This is a genomic window from Stenotrophomonas sp. EMP41, assembly GCF_047495535.1.
Taxonomy (GTDB): domain Bacteria; phylum Pseudomonadota; class Gammaproteobacteria; order Xanthomonadales; family Xanthomonadaceae; genus Stenotrophomonas; species Stenotrophomonas sepilia.
This window is the reverse complement of sequence record NZ_CP179923.1, coordinates 3,915,143-3,938,134: the sequence shown is the minus strand read 5'-3', so window position 1 is coordinate 3,938,134 and position 22,992 is coordinate 3,915,143. Positions and strand designations below refer to the sequence as shown.

The 22,992-nt window shown below is 65.1% G+C and carries 24 protein-coding genes; 18 read left to right on the top strand and 6 right to left on the bottom strand.

Features of this window, described 5'->3' with window-relative positions; translation table 11 throughout:
- Positions 1–2 precede the first annotated feature (2 nt).
- Together ACMGRF_RS18095 and ACMGRF_RS18090 are read left to right on the top strand one after the other, a co-directional pair.
- A complete protein-coding gene (locus ACMGRF_RS18095; RefSeq protein WP_053498787.1) occupies positions 3–578 on the top strand; it encodes a manganese efflux pump MntP family protein in 576 nt (191 codons plus the stop codon).
- Between the two features lie 147 nt (positions 579–725).
- A complete protein-coding gene (locus ACMGRF_RS18090; protein WP_180880089.1) occupies positions 726–1,181 on the top strand; it encodes an REP-associated tyrosine transposase in 456 nt (151 codons plus the stop codon).
- A gap of 102 nt (positions 1,182–1,283) precedes the next feature.
- Here the strand turns inward: ACMGRF_RS18090 and ACMGRF_RS18085 are convergent, their stop codons facing one another.
- Positions 1,284–1,949 (bottom strand): response regulator transcription factor, encoded by a 666-nt coding sequence (locus tag ACMGRF_RS18085; protein ID WP_006477308.1) that lies wholly within the window; start codon positions 1,947–1,949, stop codon positions 1,284–1,286.
- A gap of 80 nt (positions 1,950–2,029) precedes the next feature.
- Positions 2,030–3,973, bottom strand: a complete 1,944-nt coding sequence (gene acs, locus ACMGRF_RS18080; RefSeq protein WP_262256465.1) for an acetate--CoA ligase — start codon at positions 3,971–3,973, stop codon at positions 2,030–2,032.
- A gap of 245 nt (positions 3,974–4,218) precedes the next feature.
- Between acs and ACMGRF_RS18075 the strand changes: the two genes are divergently transcribed.
- Together ACMGRF_RS18075 and ACMGRF_RS18070 are read left to right on the top strand one after the other, a co-directional pair.
- Complete coding sequence (locus ACMGRF_RS18075; protein ID WP_049412032.1) at positions 4,219–5,646, top strand: DcaP family trimeric outer membrane transporter; 1,428 nt, start codon at positions 4,219–4,221, stop codon at positions 5,644–5,646.
- A 113-nt stretch (positions 5,647–5,759) separates the two neighbouring features.
- On the top strand, positions 5,760–7,424 hold the full coding sequence (locus ACMGRF_RS18070; protein ID WP_262223139.1) for an MFS transporter: 1,665 nt from the start codon (positions 5,760–5,762) through the stop codon (positions 7,422–7,424).
- A 280-nt stretch (positions 7,425–7,704) separates the two neighbouring features.
- On the opposite strand, the gene ACMGRF_RS18065 is transcribed toward ACMGRF_RS18070, so the two are convergent.
- Genes ACMGRF_RS18065 through ACMGRF_RS18055 form a run of 3 tightly spaced genes read right to left on the bottom strand, consistent with a single transcriptional unit; the run spans position 7,705 to position 9,523 of the window.
- A complete protein-coding gene (locus ACMGRF_RS18065) occupies positions 7,705–8,349 on the bottom strand; it encodes a hypothetical protein (protein ID WP_262256466.1) in 645 nt (214 codons plus the stop codon).
- A 44-nt stretch (positions 8,350–8,393) separates the two neighbouring features.
- Positions 8,394–9,089: a hypothetical protein gene (locus ACMGRF_RS18060; protein WP_414485452.1), complete on the bottom strand. Its 696-nt coding sequence runs from the start codon at positions 9,087–9,089 to the stop codon at positions 8,394–8,396.
- Between the two features lie 14 nt (positions 9,090–9,103).
- Positions 9,104–9,523, bottom strand: coding sequence for a hypothetical protein (locus tag ACMGRF_RS18055; RefSeq protein ID WP_180880095.1), 420 nt, complete (start codon positions 9,521–9,523; stop codon positions 9,104–9,106).
- Between the two features lie 642 nt (positions 9,524–10,165).
- Between ACMGRF_RS18055 and ACMGRF_RS18050 the strand changes: the two genes are divergently transcribed.
- From ACMGRF_RS18050 to xth, 5 genes are all read left to right on the top strand, one after another.
- Complete coding sequence (locus ACMGRF_RS18050) at positions 10,166–10,783, top strand: hypothetical protein (RefSeq protein WP_180880097.1); 618 nt, start codon at positions 10,166–10,168, stop codon at positions 10,781–10,783.
- 54 nt (positions 10,784–10,837) lie between these two features.
- Positions 10,838–11,353 carry a DUF3304 domain-containing protein gene (locus ACMGRF_RS18045; RefSeq protein ID WP_099485654.1) on the top strand — a complete coding sequence of 172 codons (516 nt, stop codon included), beginning with the start codon at positions 10,838–10,840 and terminating at the stop codon, positions 11,351–11,353.
- Positions 11,341–11,880 carry a DUF3304 domain-containing protein gene (locus ACMGRF_RS18040; RefSeq protein WP_167692850.1) on the top strand — a complete coding sequence of 180 codons (540 nt, stop codon included), beginning with the start codon at positions 11,341–11,343 and terminating at the stop codon, positions 11,878–11,880. The genes ACMGRF_RS18045 and ACMGRF_RS18040 overlap by 13 nt, the downstream gene beginning before the upstream one ends.
- Positions 11,881–12,006: 126 nt before the next feature.
- Entirely contained in the window at positions 12,007–13,416 is a 1,410-nt protein-coding gene (locus ACMGRF_RS18035; RefSeq protein ID WP_414485451.1) for a coniferyl aldehyde dehydrogenase, read from the top strand.
- Between the two features lie 161 nt (positions 13,417–13,577).
- Positions 13,578–14,345: an exodeoxyribonuclease III gene (gene xth, locus ACMGRF_RS18030; protein WP_099494915.1), complete on the top strand. Its 768-nt coding sequence runs from the start codon at positions 13,578–13,580 to the stop codon at positions 14,343–14,345.
- Positions 14,346–14,416: 71 nt separating this feature from the next.
- Here the strand turns inward: xth and ACMGRF_RS18025 are convergent, their stop codons facing one another.
- Positions 14,417–14,668 carry a GlsB/YeaQ/YmgE family stress response membrane protein gene (locus ACMGRF_RS18025; RefSeq protein WP_025878785.1) on the bottom strand — a complete coding sequence of 84 codons (252 nt, stop codon included), beginning with the start codon at positions 14,666–14,668 and terminating at the stop codon, positions 14,417–14,419.
- Positions 14,669–14,752: 84 nt separating this feature from the next.
- Between ACMGRF_RS18025 and ACMGRF_RS18020 the strand changes: the two genes are divergently transcribed.
- The 9 genes from ACMGRF_RS18020 to ACMGRF_RS17980 all read left to right on the top strand — a co-directional run bounded on the left by ACMGRF_RS18020 (position 14,753) and on the right by ACMGRF_RS17980 (position 22,934).
- Positions 14,753–15,352 carry a 4'-phosphopantetheinyl transferase family protein gene (locus ACMGRF_RS18020; protein ID WP_049438294.1) on the top strand — a complete coding sequence of 200 codons (600 nt, stop codon included), beginning with the start codon at positions 14,753–14,755 and terminating at the stop codon, positions 15,350–15,352.
- Between the two features lie 39 nt (positions 15,353–15,391).
- Positions 15,392–16,030 carry a 16S rRNA (guanine(527)-N(7))-methyltransferase RsmG gene (gene rsmG / locus ACMGRF_RS18015; protein WP_005420388.1) on the top strand — a complete coding sequence of 213 codons (639 nt, stop codon included), beginning with the start codon at positions 15,392–15,394 and terminating at the stop codon, positions 16,028–16,030.
- Between the two features lie 112 nt (positions 16,031–16,142).
- The gene (locus ACMGRF_RS18010) at positions 16,143–16,940 is read left to right on the top strand and encodes a ParA family protein (RefSeq protein ID WP_414485450.1); all 798 of its coding nucleotides are present in this window, start codon (positions 16,143–16,145) and stop codon (positions 16,938–16,940) included.
- On the top strand, positions 16,940–17,863 hold the full coding sequence (locus ACMGRF_RS18005) for a ParB/RepB/Spo0J family partition protein (RefSeq protein WP_049415931.1): 924 nt from the start codon (positions 16,940–16,942) through the stop codon (positions 17,861–17,863). The genes ACMGRF_RS18010 and ACMGRF_RS18005 overlap by 1 nt, the downstream gene beginning before the upstream one ends.
- Before the next feature lie 126 nt (positions 17,864–17,989).
- Positions 17,990–18,724, top strand: coding sequence for a suppressor of fused domain protein (locus tag ACMGRF_RS18000; protein WP_049415934.1), 735 nt, complete (start codon positions 17,990–17,992; stop codon positions 18,722–18,724).
- A 45-nt stretch (positions 18,725–18,769) separates the two neighbouring features.
- Complete coding sequence (locus tag ACMGRF_RS17995) at positions 18,770–19,735, top strand: NAD-dependent epimerase/dehydratase family protein (RefSeq protein ID WP_049415935.1); 966 nt, start codon at positions 18,770–18,772, stop codon at positions 19,733–19,735.
- 90 nt (positions 19,736–19,825) lie between these two features.
- Complete coding sequence (locus tag ACMGRF_RS17990; protein WP_049415938.1) at positions 19,826–20,548, top strand: glycosyltransferase family 2 protein; 723 nt, start codon at positions 19,826–19,828, stop codon at positions 20,546–20,548.
- Positions 20,548–20,895: a lipid-A-disaccharide synthase N-terminal domain-containing protein gene (locus ACMGRF_RS17985; RefSeq protein ID WP_049415940.1), complete on the top strand. Its 348-nt coding sequence runs from the start codon at positions 20,548–20,550 to the stop codon at positions 20,893–20,895. The genes ACMGRF_RS17990 and ACMGRF_RS17985 overlap by 1 nt, the downstream gene beginning before the upstream one ends.
- A gap of 266 nt (positions 20,896–21,161) precedes the next feature.
- Positions 21,162–22,934 (top strand): DUF885 domain-containing protein, encoded by a 1,773-nt coding sequence (locus tag ACMGRF_RS17980; RefSeq protein WP_049416039.1) that lies wholly within the window; start codon positions 21,162–21,164, stop codon positions 22,932–22,934.
- Positions 22,935–22,992 lie beyond the last annotated feature (58 nt).

The following is a 22,992-nucleotide window of genomic DNA, read 5'->3' as shown; positions in this document are numbered from 1 at the left end:
CAATGTCCCCCATTTCGATCCTCCTGATCGGCTTTGCCATGTCCACCGATGCCTTCGCTGCGGCGATCGGCAAGGGTGCGGCCATGCGCAAGCCGGTGTTCCGTGACGCGCTGCGCGCCGGCATCATCTTCGGTGTCATCGAGGCGATCACGCCCATCATCGGCTGGCTGCTCGGCCGTGCCGCCCTGCAGTACGTGGAAGCTTTCGACCACTGGATCGCGTTCGGCCTGCTCGGCGCGCTGGGCATCCACATGATCTACAACGGCCTGCGCCCGGACAGTGGCGAAGATGATGAAGACCCTTCGCAGCACCATGGCTTCTGGAAGCTGGCGCTGACCGGTTTCGCCACCAGCATCGACGCGATGGCTGTGGGCATCGGCCTGGCCTTCATGGACGTGCATATCGGCGTGATGGCGGCGGTCATCGGTCTGTGCACGCTGACCATGGTCACCGTCGGCATCATGCTCGGCCGCGTGCTGGGCAGCATGGTCGGCAAGCGTGCCGAGATCATCGGCGGCGTGATCCTGGTGATCATCGGCGCGACGATCCTGTACGAACACCTGCACGGCGTGGGGTAAGCAGGGAAACCTGTAGAGCCGAGCCCACGCTCGGCTGCTTTGCATGGCAGCCGAGCATGGGCTCGGCTCTACATCAGGGTGTTGGCTGACAAGCATTGCGGTGTTGCACTGATGGAGAGGCTGTCACGCGTGCCATAGCCTCTTCGCATGGCCAGTCCTGCACTCCGCTTTGGTCGCTGGTCGCAGACCGGCAATGTCTACGCGATCACGGCTGTGACACGCGCACGCCGTCCTTGGTTCGACGACAAGGGCAACGTCGATCTTCTGATCGAAGCGCTGCGCACAGTCGAGCGAACCGGTCGTACCTTCTCCCTGGCCTGGGTGATCATGCCGGACCACCTGCATTGGTTGATCGAGTTGCGTACGGGCACGCTGGCCGGCTGCATGCAGATCCTGAAGTCCCGGAGTGGAAGATCCATCGCCAGGCGCATTGATGCGAGCGCGCCGATCTGGCAGCCGGGATACTACGATCATGCGCTGCGCGGCGATGAGTGCCTGTGCACGCAGGCGATGTACATCGCGGCCAATCCCGTGCGTGCAGGATTGGCCACGCGCATCGGGGAATACCCCTATGTGTGGAGTCGATGGCCGCTTTGGGGGTGATGGGTATTGAGGCCAGGAGCAGCCGAGCGCGGGCTCGGCTCTACACGGGCATCATGAAGTCTGTAGAGCCGAGCCCATGCTCGGCTCCATCGCCCCGCACGATCAGTCTTCTTCCGGCGGCAGCACAATGGCGTCGTCGTCGATCGCCAGCTTGCCGGCCATCAGCACGGCCTGGGTGCGGTTGGTCACGCCCAGCTTGCGCAGGATGGCTGTGACGTGGGCCTTGATCGTCGCTTCGGAGACGTTGAGGTCGTAGGCGATCTGCTTGTTCAAGCGGCCGGCGCCCAGCATCTGCAGCACGCGGAACTGCTGTGGGGTCAGTTCGCGCAGGCGCTGGCCCACTTCGCGTTCTTCGCTGCCGGTGGGCGGCACGTTGTGCGCTTCCGGCGGTGCCCAGGTCTCGCCATCGAGGATGGTGCCCAGCGCATGCCCGATGGTGTCCGAATCCGCAGACTTCGGGATGAAGCCGAGCGCGCCGTGGTCGAGTGCGCGGCGCATCACCGTGGCCTCTTCGCGCGCGGACACCACCACCACCGGCAGGTGCGGGTGCAGCGATCGCATGTGCACCAGTGCGTTGAAGCCCTGCGCACCGGGCATGTTGAGATCCATCAGGACCAGGTCGGCGTCGTTGTGCTGGTCGGCCAGCGCGTACAGCGCTTCCACGCTGTCGGCCTCGAACAGCTGCACGCCGGGGATGACCCGCTGCACGGCCCCACGCAGGGCTTCGCGGAACAGTGGATGGTCATCGGCAATCAGGAGGGTGGTCATGGTCGGGGGGAACCGTGGGGGAAAGCAGATGGGGTCAGAGCCCTTTCCTTGCGGAAAGGGATCCGACCCCGGGTCGTACGTCAGCGCACCTTGCGCTCGTCCACCAGCGACGCTACCACCGACGGATCGGCCAGGGTCGAGGTGTCGCCAAGCTGGTCCGGCGCGTTCTCGGCAATCTTGCGCAGGATGCGGCGCATGATCTTGCCCGAGCGGGTCTTCGGCAGGCCCGGCGCCCACTGCAGGTGGTCCGGCGTGGCGATCGGGCCGATCTCCTTGCGCACCCAGGCGATCAGCTCCTTGTGCAGTTCATCGCTGGGGGTCTCTTCGGCCACCAGGGTCACATAGGCATAGATGCCCTGGCCCTTGACGTCGTGCGGGAAGCCCACGACCGCCGCTTCGGCCACCTTCGGATGCGAGACCAGCGCGCTTTCCACTTCGGCGGTGCCGATGCGATGGCCGGACACATTGATCACGTCGTCGACGCGGCCGGTGATCCAGTAATAGCCGTCTTCGTCACGGCGGCAACCGTCACCGGTGAAGTAGCTGCCCGGGTAGGTGCGGAAATACGTATCGATGAAGCGCTGGTGGTCGCCGTAGACCGTGCGCATCTGGCCCGGCCAGGAATCACGGATGATCAGGTTGCCTTCGGTCGGTCCGTCCTGGATCTCGCCATCGGCATTGACCAGCGCCGGCTGCACGCCGAAGAAGGGCAGGGTGGCTGAACCCGGCTTGAGGTCCATCGCGCCGGCCAGCGGCGAGATCAGGATGCCGCCGGTTTCGGTCTGCCACCAGGTATCGACGATCGGGCAGCGGCTGTCGCCGACCACTTCGTAGTACCAGCGCCAGGCTTCCGGATTGATCGGCTCGCCGACGCTGCCGAGCAGGCGCAGCGACGCGCGCGAGGTCTTCTTCACCGGCTCCTCGCCTTCGCGCATCAGCGCACGGATCGCGGTCGGGGCGGTGTAGAAGATGCTCACCTTGTGCTTGTCGATCACGTTCCAGAAGCGCGAGGTGTCCGGATAGTTCGGCACGCCTTCGAACATCAGCGAGGTCGCACCGTTGGCCAGTGGCCCGTACACGATGTAGCTGTGGCCGGTGACCCAGCCGACGTCGGCGGTGCACCAGTAGATGTCGTCCTCGCGCAGGTCGAACACCGCTTCATGGGTGTAGGCCGCATACAGCAGGTAGCCGCCGGTGGTGTGCAGCACACCCTTCGGCTTGCCGGTGGAACCGGAGGTGTAGAGGATGAACAACGGGTCTTCCGCGTTCATGCGTTCCGGTTCGCAGGTCGACGGCTGGCTGTCCACGACATCGTGGAACCAGCGGTCGCGCGGGGCCTGCATGTCCACCGCGCCACCGGTGTGGCGCACCACCAGCACGGTTTCAACCGTGTTCGTGCCCGGCAGCTTCAGCGCGGCATCGACGTTGGCCTTCAGCGGAATCCTGCGGCCACCGCGCAGGCCTTCGTCGGCAGTGATGATCAGCTTGCTCTGGCAGTCGCTGACGCGGTCGGCGATCGAGTTCGGCGCGAAGCCACCGAATACCACCGAGTGGATCGCACCGATGCGCGCGCAGGCCAGCATGGCCACCGCGGCGTCGACGATCATCGGCAGGTAGATGGTGACCCGGTCGCCCTTCCTGACCCCAAGGTTGCGTAGCGCATTGCCGAGGCGGCAGGTGCGCTCGTACAGCTCGCGATAGGTCACGTGCTGGGCCGGTGCATCCGGGCCGTCTGGCTCGAACAACAAGGCGGTCTTGTCGCCGCGCGTCTCGAGCTGGCGATCCAGGCAGTTCACGCTGGCATTGAGCTCGCCATCCTCGAACCACTTGATGCGGAAGTCGGACAGGTCATAGCTGACGTTCTTGATCATCGTCGGCCTGCGCATCCATTGCAGGCGCTCGGCCGCCTTGCCCCAGAATCCATCCGGATCGGCCACCGACGCCTGGTACTGCTGTTCATAGGTCTTCTTGTCGATGCGTGCCTTGGCGGCGAACTGCGGATCGACGGGGTAGATATCAGCCATGGCACCCTCACTTGCACGTTGACTTTGTATGTGCGGTCGCAGCATCGCAGCGACCGATCCCCCTCAGTTTGCCCCATCCACCCCCGGCCGCGTCACCACCCTGGTTAGACCATGGTCGAAAGTGAGCGCCTTGCAGGGCCGGGTTCGACCAATGGCGAATAGCCGCTATACATAATCGCCCCGCAGTCTCGGCTCGACCGTGCCCCACGCGCGGCATCACCTTGCCACTTGGGAGAGAGGGCAACATGAGCCACCGTACGTTGAAAGCCGTGCGCACACCTTTGGCGGCCTGCCTGCTGGTCGCCCTGGTCGCACCGGGCATGGCGTTCGCAGAGACCGCCAAAGAGAAGGCACTGGAAGCACGCGTTGCCGAACTGGAACGCCAGGTCCAGCTGCTGCTGTCTTCGCAGCAACAACAACAGACCCAGATCAGCCAGACCCAGCAGGCGGTAACCGAAGTGCGCACGGTGCAGGCCGGGCAGAAACCGGTCGCACAGGTGCCGGCCGGGAAGCAGCCGATCCAGGTCACCACCCTCACCCCGGGCGCGGCACCGGGCACCACGGTCAAGATCGGCGGCTTCATCAAGGCCGACTTCCTGGCCACCCAGACCAGCGATGGCCAGCTGGCCGACGACGCCACCGGCCGTTCGCTGTACCTGCCGGGCCAGACCCCGGTGGAAGGCGCCGGCGGCAGCGGCAAGCGCTCGGGCACCGATTTCAACGCCCATGCCAAGTTCTCGCGCTTCAACCTGGGCATCGACAACGTCAGCGAATCGGGCAACAAGGCCGGTGCGTTCTTCGAGATGGACTTCTTCGGCAACTCGCTGGGCAACCAGACCGCCACCAACACCTATGGCGTGACCCTGCGCCACGCCTACATGTACTGGAACAACTGGCTGGCCGGCCAGACCTGGTCCAACTTCATGGACGCGGCCGCACTGCCGGAAGCGGTCGACTTCGTCGGCCCCACCGACGGCGTGATCTTCGTGCGCCAGGCCCAGGTGCGCTACACCCAGGGCGGCTTCAGCGTCGCGCTGGAGAACCCGGAAACCACCACCCTCACCGGTACCCGCAACCCGGTCACCGGCGCCTGGACCAACGCCAGCGCCAACTCCGATCGTGGCAGCCTGCCCGATCTGACCATGCGCTATGGCTGGAAGGGCGACTGGGGAACCTTCGGTGTCGGCGGCATCGTCCGCCAGTTGAAGGTCGACAACCAGGCGACCGGCGCGAAGGCCGACAAGGTGGCCGGCGGCCTGACCCTGGGCGGCAAGTGGGTGATGGGTGACAGCGATTCGCTGCATTACCAGCTGACCGGTGGCGAAGGCATCGCCCGCTACATCGGCCTGGGCATTACTGCCGACAGTGCCTATGACGTGGCCCGCGACGAGCTCAACCCGACCGGCGTGCTGGCCGGCTATGTCGGCTGGCGGCATGCGTTCTCGCCGAAGCTGCGCACCAACCTGATCTACGCGCGCAGCGACTACGACAACGACAGCATCCTCGGCCCGCTGGTGACCAAGAGCGTGCAGAGCATCCGCGGCAACATCTTCTATTCGCCGCTGCCCAAGGTCGATATCGGCGCCGAGCTGATGTATGGCCGTCGCGAAGTGGAAAACGGCAACAAGGGTGACATCACCCGATTGCAGTTCACTACGAAGTACAGCTTCTAAGAGCGTGCCGGCCAGCGGCCGGCACCTACCCAAAGCGGAGCCGGTCCAGTGACCGGCACCTACCGAGATTGAGTGCCGACCGGCGGTCGGCACCTACAGAGGGAAAGCGTCCCATGTCCAGCACTGCATCAAGCCCGCACCATGCGGCGGGCACCCTGACCAAGGGCCACAAGAAGGTCATCTTCGCATCGAGCCTCGGCACGGTGTTCGAGTGGTATGACTTCTTCCTGTACGGCTCGCTCGCAGCCATCATCGCCAAGCAGTTCTTCAGTGGCGTCAATGAAACCACGGGCATGATCTTCGCCCTGCTGGCGTTCGCCGCCGGCTTCTTCGTGCGTCCGTTCGGCGCGGCCTTCTTCGGCAGCCTCGGCGACCGCATCGGCCGCAAGTACACCTTCCTGGTCACCATCCTGATCATGGGCATCTCGACCTTCCTGGTCGGCGTGCTGCCCAACTACGCCTCGATCGGGTTTGCCGCACCGGTGATCCTGATCATCCTGCGCCTGGCCCAGGGCCTGGCGATGGGCGGCGAGTACGGCGGTGCCGCCACCTATGTGGCCGAGCACGCACCGGACGACAAGCGCGGCCTGTACACCAGCTTCATCCAGTGCACCGCCACGCTGGGCCTGTTCCTGTCGCTGCTGATCATCCTGGCCTGCCGCATGACCCTGGGCAACGAGGCGTTCGAGGCCTGGGGCTGGCGCATTCCGTTCCTGGTGTCGATCCTGCTGCTGGGCATTTCGGTATGGATCCGGCTGCAGCTGAGCGAATCGCCGCTGTTCCAGCAGATGAAGGCTGAAGGCAAGGGCTCCAAGACCCCGTTCCGCGACAGCCTGAAGGGCGGCAACCTGAAGCTGATGTTGCTGGTCCTGCTCGGTGCAGCGGCTGGCCAGGCCGTGGTCTGGTACGGCGGACAGTTCTACGCGCTGTTCTTCCTCAGCAGCATGCTGAAGGTCGATGCCACCACCTCCTACCTGCTGATCGCCGCAGCGCTGGCACTGGGCACGCCGTTCTTCATCTTCTTCGGCTGGCTGTCCGACCGCATCGGCCGCAAGAAGATCATCCTGGCCGGCTGCCTGCTGGCGGCCATCACCTACATCCCGATCTTCAAGGGCCTGACCCACTTCGCCAACCCGGCCATCGAAGAAGCCCGCAGCAGCTCGCCGGCGCTGGTCGTCGCCGATCCGGCCACCTGCTCGTTCCAGTTCGATCCGGTGGGCCTGCGCAAGTTCACCAGCTCCTGCGACGTGGCCACCGCTGCGCTGACCAAGGCCGGTGTGCCGTACGACGTGCAGCCCGCCGCCGCCGGTTCGCTGGCGATGGTGAATGTGGGCAGCGCCAGCGTCACCTCGTATGAGGCCGCCGGCCTGACCAAGGAAGAAGGCAAGGCCAAGGCCGATGCGTTCGGTGCGGAACTGAAGACCGCGCTGACCACCGCCGGCTACCCGGCCAAGGCTGATGGTGCGCGCATCAACATCGCCGGCACGATCTTCATGCTGTGGCTGCTGGTGCTGTACGTGACCATGGTCTACGGCCCGATCGCCGCCTACCTGGTGGAACTGTTCCCGACCCGCATCCGCTACACCTCGATGTCGCTGCCGTACCACATCGGCAACGGCTGGTTCGGTGGCTTCCTGCCGGCCATCTCGTTCGCGCTGGTGGCCGGTACCGGCAACCTGTACTACGGCCTGTGGTACCCGATTGCGATCGCACTGATGTCGGTGGTGATCGGCGGCCTGTTCCTGCGCGAGACCAAGAACGTGGATATCACCAAGTAAGAATGATATTCACCGGATGAAGGAGAGGCCGTGGTGCAGACCACGGCCTTCTCGTTACCCTGTAGCGCCGAGCCATGCTCGGCGACCGCGCAACGCGCGGCACAAAACTCCGCAGACGCGAAAAGGCAGCGCACAATGTCGAAATCGCGGTTGAAAAGCATCCGAAGCCACAGCCCGTATCGCGCCCGGGGTCGGAACCATTTCGCATGCGAAAGGGCTCTGACCCAATCGCGGTAGGCAGTGCAAGTTAGAGCCTGGTGCAGTCGATCAACAGTCAGCTCTACCCGCCGTACAGTGCCCTTCTCTGCGAGGGAGTGACGTCAAAGATCCCCGCATCGATCAGCTTCCCGTAGTGGTCCCTGTTGCCTGGGCCTGGTGGGTCGCAGCGAAGCAGATTGTCGAGGGAACCACCGGGTGCATCCGAGGGACTCAGGCGGGCTGAGGCATAGTCCTCCGCAGTGGGACGCACCTCAGAGGGGTGCAGGTCAGGAAGGGCGGGAGAAACCCAAGCGCCAGCGTCATTGAATTGCCCTCCACAGAATTGCCCGGTCTGACGCGCAAGCAGGCAACCGCTTCGTGTGTCGATGAAACCGCAGTACTGCCTTTCATGCAGAGAACCGCGCCCATCCGTCAAGCCAACCTCCCCGGATTCCACGTCAGTGACAAGCACATACCGACCGTCAGGGGACGTGGCCGGCTCGGGGTCGTACTCGAACAGAGAGTACGAGCGCTTGCTCAGTGCTATGCGGCGCACCAGCTCGCCCTGCTTCATCACCGACAGGTTCCGGTAGCGACCATTCTCCTCGCCGTCGTATTGCAGTGTGATGTTGCTGCCAGCGTGCACCCATTTCCCGCTGCCAGCCTTCGCATTCTCTGTTGACGCCAGTGTTGCGAGCACAGTGAAGATCAAGCTCAGCAAATTCATTCTCCAGGAGACCATCATTTTCACGCGGGAGCATGTGATGGGCATCAGGGGCTGGTGGTGGTCGCTTCCGGGCATTCACCTTCCTCCGCCAGCTGCCGCGTCGAGAACTCCTTGATGCACAACAAGCGCTGTTCACTCTCATCGCCTGCCCGACCAATTTCTTTGCGCAGCTGGTCGACTCCCGGGCAGCGCGCAGCGCGAGCGACAACGAGGTTGCACACAGGAACAAACGGGAAGTGCACCTGATGGCGCGGGATGTTCAGCTTTTTGTCCCAGGTCTCGAACGGAAAGAGCACATGTAACAAGTCATCTGCCGCTTCATCCTCGCTTGGTCGCGTGAGGGCGACATCCGGAGCATCCCTGAGCAAGGTGGCATAGGCTTCCAGAAAGCGACGGCCTCGACTGTCGTGCTCTGCTGGTGTCTCTGCCCGCCGCAGGGCCGCATAGTAGGGAAAGAGGCGCTCTGCATCAGGTGCGTTGCAGGTGATGCCACGTGGTTGCGACTGCGTATTGCCAGGACCCGCTGACCTGCATGGGGTACGCTTCAGTCGCTCCTCCAAAGCAGCCAGCACCCGATCGATGGTGGCGCCAGAGGCAGGCTCACCGTCCAGCTCGCCCACAAGCGACGCCAGGCTGTCGCCCACCATCGGGACATACTCGCGCTTTGTATCCTGCGCGAAATGGCCATTGGGCGGCGGAGGGGCAGTCGACGCTTCAGACAGAGACAGTACTGCAGCCATCACGAGAGCCACCATCATCGATTGCACACCAGATCGCCAATGGAATCAGGCTGCAGGGCGATGGAGCACCACCTGACCGCCTTGCGTCCCCTTCGTGAGGGAATGAATTCGACTTCCACATTCAGACGGTCATCGTGGAAATCGAGTGTCTTGAAGTCGACCAATGCGAAGTCGCGATCAAATCTGGCTTCGCCGAGCGAGCAGATCGTCCGATCGCGCAGGAAGATGCCTGGATGACCGGGTTTCAGGTACTGGATCGTCAGGCACGGATTGTCCGCCGTCAGCACGTATCTGACCAGGAGATCGCCAGCTCTTTCCAATTCTGCATTTGTGACCTTTGAATAGTTGATGGGGCGTGGTGCAGCCTTCACTGGCTCGTTCATCAGGGCAGTCGCTGCGCCGAACATCAGCGGAAGTGAAAGGTGCATCAGCACACCAAATCTCCGATGTATCCGTGACGTATAGCGACTGAGCAATCCCGAACATTGCGGCCGGGCATGCGAAGGAGCGTGAAGTCGATCTCCAGATGAACATGGTCATGCTTGAACTCAGTGTTTTCGACTCCGACATAAGCGAAATCACTCGAGAACTGCTGCTTCCCAAGCGAACAAATCTCCTTCTGGCGGATGAGCGTGTCTAGAGATTCAGATTCGAAAAGTTGAATCGCGAAACACGGGGAACCAGAGGTCTCCACATAGCGAGCCCAATGTCCCTGTACCCTTGACGTCTTGGCCTTGACGACACGGGCGTAATCAATGGGTGGACTTGCTGCGACGGCAGGTCCTGCAATCAGAAGCCAGCCGGCCACGCCTGCGGAGACTATTCGCATTTTTCCAACATCTGGTTCTGGACAGTCATTACCCTGATGCTGGTGAGCCGGCTTGGCAATGAAACAAATACGAATCTACACATCAATCAGTCCAGGATATGGCCGTATCGACGGGGTGACGTATCCAGCCGCATCGTAGGCAAAGATCTATAGCCAAAACAGCCGATATCTGACGCAAATAGCCCGAGTTCGCCTTGCTCATCCGTACGCCCCATAGCATGTGTGATTCATCGAATCGGATCGGGACATGCGCAGGGTACTTCTGGCAGCGATCATCACTGTCTCAGCGTCAGCGGCTGGCGCAGAAACGCATGTAGCTGCCGACGGTGCGACACGGCAGGGAAGCCTGCGAGTCGAGGAAAGATCGCCCGTGATCAAACAGCTATGCAAGACAGAGACAGTCTGGCTGTCCTGGAACGACGCCGTACCCAACGCAACATTGGTGACCTGCGATTGCAGTTGCACATCGCATGACAACTCAGGATGGCTTGTCGAGGCACAGCCGGAAGACGACACCTATCGGGTACATCGCGTTTCTCTCGGAAAGGTCTTCAGTCCCACGGAGTTCCGTCGGGCTGGCGTGCGGATTCAGGACATCGCCTCGTCGCATCCGTGGTGTTCAGGTGCCAAGCCGGGCATGCCGAAGAATGCCGTGTTTGCGACGTTGGTGAAGCAGCCCACGGAGTCGGGTGAGGAACCCTACTGCTTTACGCCCCAGTTCTTCGTAGGTGATCGGAATTTCCCCCTGTGGAGAAATCCGATGTCGGACGAACAGTTCTCCGACGCGCCCGCAGCAGAATCGACGCTGATCGCGCGGGAGGTTGAGACCCTGCGTGACTGGAGGCGGGAGTTTGCGCCTGAGTAGCGCATTCGTTCCCTCGGACAAAGTATGAGGGCTATACATTGTGGAGTTTCAGTGATGTTTGTTTTGAAGCGCGTGGTGCTGGCATTTCTTGCTGGCCCACCTCTGCTCTTATCTGCTTATGCTGTGGATGCGAGTGCGATCTATGGCGTCAACCACACCCATTGGGCGATCAACCGGTTCAGTGTCGATGGCCGTTCAGCCGTTGACATTATTGGTCCATATCAAGGCGGAGGTGGTGGGTGCTGTTACGTCGCACCAGACCGCTGGTCTCCGGGGCTGACGGTGCGGGTTGACTGGGAAACGGGTGCCGGAAGCTCAATAGATTTTCCTGGAACCGGAGATTGGCCCAAGTTTTTGGCTTGGGAGAAGAAAATCCTGGCGCAAAAGCGCAGACATAACAAAGTTGTTGCTGTCCCGGACTACACCGGCCAGGACGTCTGCGGCATTACCGTGCATTTCCTGCCCTGTGATGAGATTCAGGTCACCACCTCCTGCTACGCCTACGGCAGCCCTGAGTACCCGATCAAGACCCCGCTGCAATTGCCGGAGCCGCAGTCATGCCTTCGTTGAATCGCATTGTCCTTGCTATCTATGCCGGCCTGTCTCTGCTCATGCTCGCCCGACCTGTTGATGCCAGCGCAATCTATGGCGTCAACCACACCCATTGGGCGATCAACCGTTTGAGTGTCGATGGCCGTTCGGCCGTTGACAGCATTGGCCCGCATCAAGGCGGCGGTGGAGGGTGCTGTTACATGGTTCCAGATCAGTGGCGGCCAGGGATGATGGTACGGGTTGATTGGGAAACCGGGGTGGGAGGCTCAAAGGGATTTCCTGGATTTGCAGATGAGTCGAAATACGACGCCTGGCTGCAACAAATCGAGGCACAAAAGAGAAAGCACAGCAAAGTCGTCCCCGTCCCGGACTACACCGGCCAGAAAGTCTGCGGCATCACCGTGCATTTCCTGCCCTGCGATGAGATTCAGGTCACCACTTCCTGTTACGCCTACGGCAGCCCCGAGTACCCGATCAAGATTCCGCTTGAGTTGCCAGAACCGCAGTCATGCCCGGCACAACGTACCGACCAGCAGAAGACGTAGTGATGGACGGGTTTGCATGCGAGGGTGAACGCATGCAAGGCGTCGGGAGGTGTCCGAATGAGACCCCGTGCCACGGCGTGAAGGTTGGCATGCGAGCCAAGCACGGCTCGACCCTACAATCGGCCCATGACCACCACCGCCCCAGCCGACCTCCCTGCTCTCCTGCACACCCTGCGCAGCGCCTGGCAGTCGCAGCGGCCCATGCTCGACCAGCGCGAAGCCGACCTGCGCCGCCTGCGCGAGGCGCTCAAGCCGCGCCTGGACGAGATGGCCCAGGCCATCGCCGAGGACTTCGGCCACCGTGCCCACGTTGAATCGAAACTGGCCGATGGCATGAGCGTGCTGTCGGCCATCGACCACCTGCGTCGCCACCTGCGGCGCTGGTCGAAGCCGCAGCGGGCATCGGCGGGATGGAAGTTGTGGCCGGCGCGCGCGCAGCTGCGGCCGACGCCGCTGGGCGTGGTCGGGGTGATCTCGCCCTGGAACTACCCGGTCACGCTGGCATTGGTGCCTTTGGCCACCGCCATCGCTGCGGGCAACCATGTGCTGCTGAAGCCTTCGGAACACACGCCGCGCACCAGCGCGTTCCTGGCCGATCTGCTGGCCAGTGTGTTCCCGCCCGATCGGGTGGCGGTGGTGCAGGGCGGGGCGGATGTGGCCGCGGCGGTGTCGTCGCTGCCGCTGGACCATCTGCTGTTCACCGGTTCGACGGCGGTCGGCCGCAAGGTGATGGCCGCCGCCGCCGAACATCTGGTACCGGTCACGCTGGAACTGGGCGGCAAGTCGCCGGCGATCGTTTGCAGCGACTTCCCACTTGAAAAAGCCGCTGCGCGGCTGGCCACCGGCAAATGGTTCAACGCTGGCCAGACCTGCATCGCGCCGGATTACGTGCTGATCGATACCGCGCGCCAGCGGGAGTTCGTGCAGGCGCTGCAGCAGCAGGTGCGCGAGCGCTATGGCGACTTCAGCAATGCCGACGACTACACACGCATCATCAACGAGGGCCAGTACCAGCGCCTGCAGGGCTACCTGGCACAGGCGCGCGAGCGCGGGGTGCCGGTGATTCCGCTGGCGCAGGTGGATGACGCGCGCGCCGACCGCGAGCGTCTGCTGGTGCCCACCGTGGTGCTGGACCCGCCGGACGACCTGGACCTGATGCGCGAGGAGATCTTCGGGCCGATCCTGCCGGTGCGGGCCTACCCGGACCTGGAGGCGGCGCTGGCTGACGTGCTGTCCCGCGACCGGCCGCTGGCGCTGTATCCCTTCAGCCACGACACGGCGACGGTGGAGCGCATCCTCGGCCAGGTGGTGGCCGGCGGGGTGACGGTGAACGACACGCTGCTGCACTTCGCCGCCGATGGCCTGCCGTTTGGCGGGGTGGGGGCCAGCGGCATGGGCGCGTACCACGGCCGGGCCGGGTTCGACGCGATGAGCAAGCGGCTGCCGGTGCTGTGGCAGTCGCGCTGGGCGGCCAGCGACCGGCTGCGGCCGCCGTATTCGAAGATTGCGGGGTTGTTGAAGCTGCTGCTTCGGTAGTGCCGGCCGCTGGCCGGCAACTGCGGGGTCTTGCCGACGGTTAATGGGGTTGCCGGCCAGCGGCCGGCACTACCGGTGGTGCAAACCTTCGTTGGCACGGGGGCGGCCATGCGCCAACCCAGGTTGGCGTCTACCAAAGCTGGCCCGGGTAGAATGGCCCCATGAAAATCGCCTCGTGGAACGTCAATTCGCTCAATGTCCGCCTGCCGCACCTGGAGCAGTGGCTCAAGGATTTCGGCCCGGACATCGTCGGTATCCAGGAAACCAAGCTGGAGGACCACAAGTTCCCCGATTCGGCACTGATCGGCGCGGGCTACCGCAGCGTGTTCGCCGGCCAGAAGACCTACAACGGCGTGGCGCTGCTGTCGCGCGAGCCGGCGCAGGACGTGCAGATCGGCATTCCCGGCTTCGAGGACGAACAGAAGCGTGTCATCGCCGGTACCTTCGGCGACCTGCGGGTGATCAACCTGTATGTGGTCAACGGCCAGGACATCGGCACCGACAAGTACGACTACAAGCTGCGCTGGCTGGAGGCGGTGCACGCCTGGATCGCCGGAGAACTGCAGCGGCATCCGAAGCTGATCGTGATGGGCGACTTCAACATCGCCCCGGACGCACGCGATGTGCACGACCCGGAGGTGTGGAACGACAACCACATCCTGACCTCCACCGCCGAGCGCGGCGCACTCAACAAGCTGCTGCAGTTGGGCCTGCACGATGGCTTCCGCCTGCACAACGACGAGGCGGGCACCTTCAGCTGGTGGGATTACCGTGCGGCGGGCTTCCGCCGCAACCTGGGCCTGCGCATCGACCTGACCCTGGTCTCCGATGCGCTGAAGAGCGGTGCGGTGGCTTCGGGCATCGACCGCGAGCCGCGCACCTGGGAACGCCCGAGCGACCATGCGCCGGCGTGGGTGCAGATCGGTTGAACGAACGGGGCCCGGCATCGCCGGGCCCGTTCTGAAAGGCCCGCCGGCCAGCGGCCGGCGCTACCGCCGCGTCAGCGTATGCTCTTGCGGGTGAACAGGTTGACGATCGCCAGCAGGATCACTGCACCGATCAGCGAGAACAGGAACGTGCGGAGGGTGATCGCCTCGTTGATGCCGCCGCCGAACAGCCAGCCGGAAATCAGCGCGCCGACGATGCCGACCACGATGTTGAGGATGATGCCCTGCTGGCCATCGCGCTTCATGATGATGCTGGCCAGCCAGCCTACGATGCCGCCGACGATCAGCCAGATGATGATGCCCATGATCGAACCTCCGGTGGGGAACGGTGACCAGTTGACGCGCAGGGCCGTGAACCCGTCGTGCAATCGTGTGACGGGCGCGTGCGCATGAGCCTGCCAGCCACCCTCGACGGCCCGTGGCGCTTTGGTCCGGTGACGGTCTGGCGGCGCCCGCACGTGCCCGGCCATCGCGGCGAACCGCAGGCACGCCAGGTGCTGGCGCAGGCCCTCGGGGCCGACCCGGAGACGCTGCCGCTGGTCCGCGATGACAAGGGCCGGCCGGAACTGAGCGGCGCATTGGCCCACTACGGCACCGGCTGGAGCCACAGCGGCGAGGTGCTGCTGGTGGCGCTGGGCGAAGGCGTGCGGTTGGGGGTGGACCTGGAACTGCTGCGGCCGCGGGCCCGCCTGCTGGAGATCGTGCAGCGCTTCTTCCACCCCGAGGAGGTGGCCTGGCTGGAAAGTCTGGACCAGGCCGACCGCGAACACTGGTTCTTCCGCGTGTGGTGCGCCAAGGAAGCGGTGCTGAAGGCGCACGGCCAGGGCATTTCGTTCGGCCTGCACCGCCTGCAGCTGGCGCCGGGGGCCGATGGCGCCCTGCACCTGCGCTGGTGCGACCCGGAACTGGGCGAGGCCGCGCGCTGGCACCTGCACGAATGGCAGGCCACCGGTCAGTTCCGGGCGGCGTTGGCCTGGTATCCGCACTGAGGCGGGGAATCAGCGCGCAAAACCGGCGATAATGCCGGCATGAGCGAACACCCACTTCCCGCCAGCGTGGCTGCCACGCTGGAACAGGGCCTGGCCAGCATGGGCCTGGATGCCGCGCTGGCGCCGCCGCTGCTGCGCTACCTGGCCCTGCTGCACCGCTGGAACGGCACCTACAACCTCACCGCCATCCGCGACCCGCAGGAGATGGTCACCCGCCACCTGCTCGACTCGCTGGCGATGCAGCCGTTCGTGGCCGATGGCAGCCTGGCCGACCTCGGCACCGGTCCCGGGCTGCCCGGCATCCCGCTGGCCATCGCCTGCCCGGGCCTGCAGGTGACCCTGGTCGAGAGCAATGGCAAGAAGGCGCGCTTCATGCGCGAGGCCGTGCGCCAGCTCGGCCTGGGCAATGCCCGCGTGGCCGAATCGCGCGCCGAGGCGCTGGACGAGGCCGGCCGTTATGACCAGCTGACCGCCCGCGCGATGGACACCCTGGCCGGCATCGTCCGCGTCGGTGGCCACCTGCTGCGGCCCGGCGGCGTGCTGCTGGCCATGAAGGGCGTCTACCCGCATGAGGAGATCGCGGACCTGCCGGCCGGCTGGCAGGTGCGTGAGGTGACCCCGCTGAGCGTGCCCGGCCTGGCCGGCGAACGCCACCTTGTCACTGTTACAGGCCCCTGATTCCCGCCGCCAGCCCCTTGTGCAACAACGGGTTGGCGATCCACGATTTCCGCAAGGGGCCGGTTGTACGCATAATGACCGGTCCCAGCACACGTCGACGAGGCACACCCGCATGGCCCGCATCATCGCCATCGCCAACCAGAAGGGTGGCGTCGGCAAGACCACGACCGCCGTCAACCTGGCCGCTTCCCTGGCCAACGCACCCAAGCGCGTGCTGCTGGTCGACCTGGATTCGCAGGGCAACGCGACCATGGGCAGTGGCGTGGACAAGCGTGAGCTGGCCGCCTCCACCTACGATCTGCTGCTGGGCGAGTCCAGCGCCGCCGATGTACGCGTGCAGACCACCGAAGGCTACGACCTGCTGCCCGGCAACATCGACCTGACCGCCGCCGAGATCCAGCTGATGGCGCAGAGCGAGCGCGAGCAGCGGCTGAAGCGCGCGCTGGCACCGATCCGCGACGAGTACGACTACATCCTGATCGACTGCCCGCCGGCGCTGTCGCTGCTGACGCTCAACGCGCTGGCCGCCGCCGATTCGGTGATCGTGCCGATGCAGTGCGAGTACTACGCCCTGGAAGGCCTCAGCGCGCTGGTGGAAACCATCGAAGCGCTGCGTGCCAACCTCAATCCGGCGCTGGAGATCGAAGGCGTGCTGCGCACCATGTTCGACGTGCGCAACAACCTGGCCAACGCGGTGTCGGCCGAGCTCACCGAGCACTTCGGCGATCGCGTGTTCCGCACCATCGTGCCGCGCAACGTGCGCCTGGCCGAGGCACCCAGCCATGGCCAGAGCATCGTCGGCTACGACCGCGCCTCGCGCGGTGGCGTGGCCTACCTGGGCCTGGCCGGCGAGATCATCCGCCGCAACAACGAACGCAACAAGGCCGGCAAGGCCGTGGAGATCGTCTGATGACCAGCAGCAAGCCGGCAGCCAAGAAGCGAGGCCTCGGCCGTGGCCTGGATGCGCTGCTGGGCCCGAAAGGCGCGGTCAGCCAGGTGCAGGCCACCACCGCGGTGATCGAGCCGCTGCCGGGTGAAGTGCTGCGCAAGTTGCCGGTCGGCCAGCTGCAGCCGGGCAAGTACCAGCCGCGCCGCGAGATGGACGAGGGCAAGCTGTCCGAGCTGGCCGACTCGATCAAGTCGCAGGGCGTGATCCAGCCGATCCTGGTGCGCCAGCTGCCGGCGGGCAACTACGAAATCGTCGCCGGTGAACGCCGCTGGCGCGCATCGCAGCTGGCCGGCCTGGACGAAGTGCCGGTGGTGGTGCGCGAGCTGGAAGACCGCACCGTCATCGCGATGGCGCTGATCGAGAACATCCAGCGCGAAGACCTCAACCCGCTGGAAGAAGCCGAAGCGCTGCAGCGCCTGATCAGCGAGTTCACCCTGACCCATGCCGAGGCCGCCGAGGCCGTCGGCCGCTCGCGCGCGGCGGTGTCCAACCTGCTGCGCCTGCTGGAACTGCCGGTGGCGATCCGCCTGCTGCTGGAAACCCGCCGCCTGGAAATGGGCCACGCCCGCGCGCTGCTGACCCTGGCCCCCGAACTGGCCGGCAAGCTGGCCCAGGAAGCGGCCGACGAAGGCTGGTCGGTGCGTGAGGTCGAGCGGCGCGCGCAGGCCTTCGCCGCCGGCAAGGTGCCGAGCAGCCGTCCGGTGGCCACGCCGAAGGTGCAGCAGGCCGACATTGCCTCGCTGGAAACCGAGCTGTCCGAAGCGCTCGGCGCCAAGGTGGCGATCAGCCACGGCCGTGGCGGCAAGGGCAAGCTGATCATCCACTACACCGACCTGGACACCCTGGACGGCGTGCTGGAAAAACTGCGCACGCGCCAGGGCTGAGCCCGGCGCCGCGTCGGGGGGGCGGCCTGTTCCTGCCGCGCCCGGCGAATGACAGGGAACGCACTGCCGCGCGCGCCGAGGGAATGCACTGCCTTCCGGTCCGTGGCCTCATCCAGGGAGCAGGACATGAGCAACGACTACGAGGACGTCAGCCCGGACGGCACCCAGATACTGGTACACCGCCGTGAGAAGGACTTCGTGCTCGCCATCGGCGAAGAACGGCACATCGAGGCGATCAGTGCCCACATCGAACGCCATCTGGGTCCGGTGTCCGGTGTCTTCCATGAAATCATCTCCGACCTGGTGCACATCGACGTGCACGTGGTGCCGGCCAATGACCACTGCCCGTACCTGCGCCTGGTCACCTCCGGCATGAGTGACCTGCCGATGACCGTGCCCGCCGAGGTGGATGCGGACGTGCCGCGCTACATGGAACTGATGGTGACCCTGCCGGCCGACTGGCCGATGTCCCAGGACGCCTTCGAGGATGAGCGCAACTACTGGCCGGTGCGCCTGCTGAAGGGCATGGCGCGGCTGCCGCACGAGTACGACACCTGGCTGGGCTTCGGCCACACCATTCCCAACGGCCATCCCAGCGAGCCCTATGCGCCGGGCGTGGGTTTCGACGGTGCCATCGTGCTGCCGCCGGTGACCGCCCCGGAGGACTTCGCCACGCTGGAGCTGGAGGATGGCAGGACCATCAGCTTCATGAGCCTGGTTCCGCTGTACCCCGAAGAGATGGATCTGAAGCTGAAGAAGGGCGCCGACGCCCTGCTCGACCGCTTCGATGCGAAACAGATCAACGATCTGATCGAGCCCGGCCGCACCAACGTGGCGAAGAAGCGTTTCGGTTTGTTCTGAGACCGGTAACATCAGGGGCCTGAACTTCGTTCCCAGGCCCCTGCCATGACCATCCTGCTCACCGGCGCTGCCGGCTTCATCGGTGCCTACACCGCCCGCGCGCTGCTGGAGGCCGGCCAGGCCGTGGTCGGCCTGGACAACTTCAACGATTACTACGACCCGCAGATCAAGCGTGACCGCGTGGCCGCGCTGTGTCCGGCGCTTGACCTGCGCACCCTGGACCTGACCGACCAGCAGGGCCTGGCCGCACTGTTCGACGAGGTGAAGCCGACCGCGGTGATCCACCTGGCCGCGCAGGCCGGCGTGCGCTATTCGCTGGAAAACCCGCATGCCTACGTCGACAGCAATCTGGTCGGCTTCGTCAACATGCTCGAGCTGTGCCGCCACCGTGGCGTGCAGCACCTGGTGTATGCCTCCAGCAGTTCGGTCTACGGCGATTCGGCCACGCCGCCGTTTTCCGAAGACCAGCGCGTGGACCAGCCGCGCTCGCTGTACGCGGCGACCAAGGCGGCCAACGAGCTGATGGCCTACACCTACGCGCAGCTGTACGGCCTGCATGCCACCGGGCTGCGCTTCTTCACCGTGTATGGCCCGTGGGGCCGGCCGGACATGGCACCGCTGCTGTTCTCGCGCGCAGTGCTGGCCGGTCGGCCGATCGACGTGTTCAACGAAGGCCGCATGCAGCGCGATTTCACACATGTCTCCGACATCGTCTCCGGTATCCTCGGCGCCCTCGCGCATCCGGCCGACGGTCCGGTGCCGCACCGGGTGTTCAACCTCGGCAACCATACGCCGGTCGAGCTGGAGCGCTTCATCAGCGTGATCGAGCAGGCCGCCGGCCGCCCTGCGCAGAAGGTCTACAAGCCCATGCAGCCCGGCGACATGGTGCGCACGATGGCCGATACCCGGCGCGCGCATGACGCTTTCGGCTTCGATGCGGTGACCCCGATCGAACAAGGCCTGCCGCCTGTGGTGCAGTGGTGCCGCGAGTATTTTGGCGATCGCGCCTGAGGACGGATCCTCACGCCGCCGGGTTCATCTTCGGATAACCTCGGTTTCGGAGAATGCGCGGTCTTTGTCCCCCCTTTGGCCGAGTGCCTTATGAGCCAACCCGAGCTTTCCGTCGTCGTCCCGGTATTCAACGAGCGCGACAATGTCGCCCCGCTGGTCGCCGAAATCACCGCTGCGCTGCGTGGCCGGCTGCCGTTCGAGATCGTCTACATCGACGATCACTCGCGCGATGACACCCTGGCCGTGCTGCAGGGACTGAAGGCGACCACGCCGGAACTGCGCGTGCTGCACCACGTGAACCAGAGCGGGCAGAGCACCGCCGTGCGGACCGGTGTCAAGCATGCGCGGGCGCCGTGGATCGCGACCCTGGATGGCGATGGCCAGAATGATCCGGCCGATATTCCCAAGCTGCTCGCCGCACGCGACGCCGCCGACGCGCAGGTGAAGCTGTTCGCCGGCTGGCGCGTCAACCGCCAGGACAGCGGCAGCAAGCGCTGGGCCAGCAAGTGGGCCAACGCCATCCGTGCGCGCATGCTGCGCGACGACACGCCCGATACCGGTTGCGGCATCAAGCTGTTCGAACGCAGCGCGTTCCTCGACCTGCCGTACTTCGACCACATGCACCGCTACCTGCCGGCGCTGATGCAGCGTGCCGGCTGGAAGACCACCAGCGTGCCGGTCAACCACCGCCACCGTACCGCCGGGGTGTCCAAGTACAACAACCTCGGCCGCGCGCTGGTCGGCATCCGCGACCTGCGTGGCGTGGCCTGGCTGATCACCCGAAGCAAGCGCACCGCCGTGGAGGAGCGCTGATGGATCTGGAGCTGCACTGGCTGGATCAGCCCCTGACCTGGCTGTACTGGACCGGCCTGCATGTGACCGGCTGGAAGCTGATCGGCTACACCGGCGCACTGATGTTCGGCGGCCGCTGGCTGGTCCAGTTCATCGCCTCCAAGCGCGCCGGCAAGCCCGTCATCCCGCGCCTGTTCTGGTACATGAGCGTGATCGGCAGCCTGATGACGCTGAGCTACTTCCTGTTCTCGGCCAAGCAGGACTCGGTGGGCGTGCTGCAGAACCTGTTCCCGGCGTTTACCGCCCTGTACAGCCTGCACCTGGACATCAAGCACCGCGGCTGGAAGCGCGACAGGGCCAGCCACTGAGGCTGCGCCGGGATGCGGTCTGCCATGGGTAGAGTCGACTGTCGGTCGACTTTCGCGCGGAGCGCGGGCTTTGCCGCGTCTGGCGGAAGAGCAGCCGACTAACAGTCGGCTCTACCCAGTCGGCTCTACCACGCGCCTCCGGCGCTGGGGGCCCAACTTGCGGCCGGTTCCCGGTCCTGCCTGCGCTGCAAGCAGGACCTTCGTCCCATGCCTTGGACCGTGGGCGGTGCCATGATCGGGGCCTGCCTTCCCGGGAACCTGTGCTCGTGAAAACCCGTCTTGCCGTCGCCCTGCTGCTCGCCCTGTCCGCCCCCGCCGTGGCCGTGGCCACACCCGCCGCCACCGCCGCACCGGCCAGCGTGGCCGCCGAATCGCCCGCCGACGCCGCCTTCCGCGCGCTGTACGAGAAGGAGTGGAAGTGGCGCCAGCAGGGAGGTGGCGAGGCCAGCGAGGACGAGGACGTTCCGGCCAACGCCACCCGCATGCCTGACGTCGGCCCGGCCGCGCAGCAGGCACGCCTGAAGGTGTGGGACGAGACCCTGGCCGCACTGAAGAAGATCGACCCGAAGACCCTGTCGCCGGACAACCAGGTCAACTACGCGATTTACCACGACCAGGTGTTCAACCTGGCCGAAGAGACGCGCCTGCGCGGCTACGAAATGCCGTTCAACGCCGATTCCTCGTTCTGGTCCAACCTGTCCTTCATGGCCCGGCGCGAGATGAAGACCGTGCAGGACTACCAGAACTACATCGCACGGCTGAACGACGTGCCGCGTTACTTCGGCCAGCAGACCGAGAACATGCGCGCTGGCCTGAAGCGCGGCTTCAGCGTGCCGCGCGCGGTGCTGGATGGCCGCGAAGTGTCCATCGCCACCGTCGCCGAGCTGAAGGACCCGACCGAATCGCCGCTGTACGCGCCGTTCAAGAAACTGCCCAGCACCATCCCGGCCGCCGAGCAGACCAGGCTGCAGGCGCAGGCGCGCGCGGCGATCAGCGGCAAGGTGGTGCCGGCGTTCCAGCAGCTGCGCACCTTCTTCGTCAACGAGTACGTGCCGCAGGCGCGCACCACCCTGGCCGCCGAAGCGATGCCCGATGGCAAGGCGTACTACCGGCAGCAGATCCACGAGTACACCACGCTGGACCTGTCGCCGGACGAGATCCATCGCATCGGCCTGGAGGAAGTCGCACGCATCCAGAAGGAGATGAACGACATCATCAGGCAGGTGAAGTTCAAGGGCAGCTTCGCCGAGTTCCTGACCTTCCTGCGTACCGATCCGCAGTTCTACGCCAAGACACCGCAAGAGCTGCTGTCGCGCGCCGCGTGGATCTCCAAGCGGGCCGATGGCCAGCTGGGCAAGTACATGACGCTGCCGCGCGCACGCTTCACCATCGTGCCGGTGCCGCCGGACATCGCCCCGTTCTGGACCGCCGGCCGCGGTGGCATGGGCACCTACTGGCTCAACACCTACAACCTGCCGTCGCGCCCGCTGTACAACCTGCCGGCGCTGACCCTGCATGAGTCCGATCCGGGCCATTCGCTGCAAGGCGCGATCGCCGCCGAACAGAAGAACCTGCCCGAGTTCCGCCGCAACGCCTACATCTCCGCCTACGGCGAAGGCTGGGCGCTGTACTGCGAGAAGCTGGGCGTGGAGATGGGCATCTACGAAACCCCGTACGAGGATTTCGGCCGCCTGACCTACGAGATGTGGCGCGCCGCGCGCCTGGTGATCGACACCGGCGTGCACAGCAAGGGCTGGAGCCGCGAGCAGGCGCTGGCCTACCTGCGTGACCACACCGCGCTGAGCGAGCATGAAGTGACCACTGAAGTGGACCGCTACATTTCCTGGCCGGGCCAGGCGCTGAGCTACAAGCTGGGCGAGATCGCCATCGTGCGCCTGCGTGCGCAGGCGGAGAAGGAGCTGGGCGACAAGTTCGACATCAAGGGCTTCCACGACACCCTGCTCAAGCAGGGCTCGGTGCCGCTGCCGGTGCTGGAACAGCAGATCCAGGCCTACATCGCCGAGCGCAAGAAGGCCTGACCGCACCAGGGTAGTGCCGGCCGCTGGCCGGCAACCCGCATGCACCGCAATTGTTCGA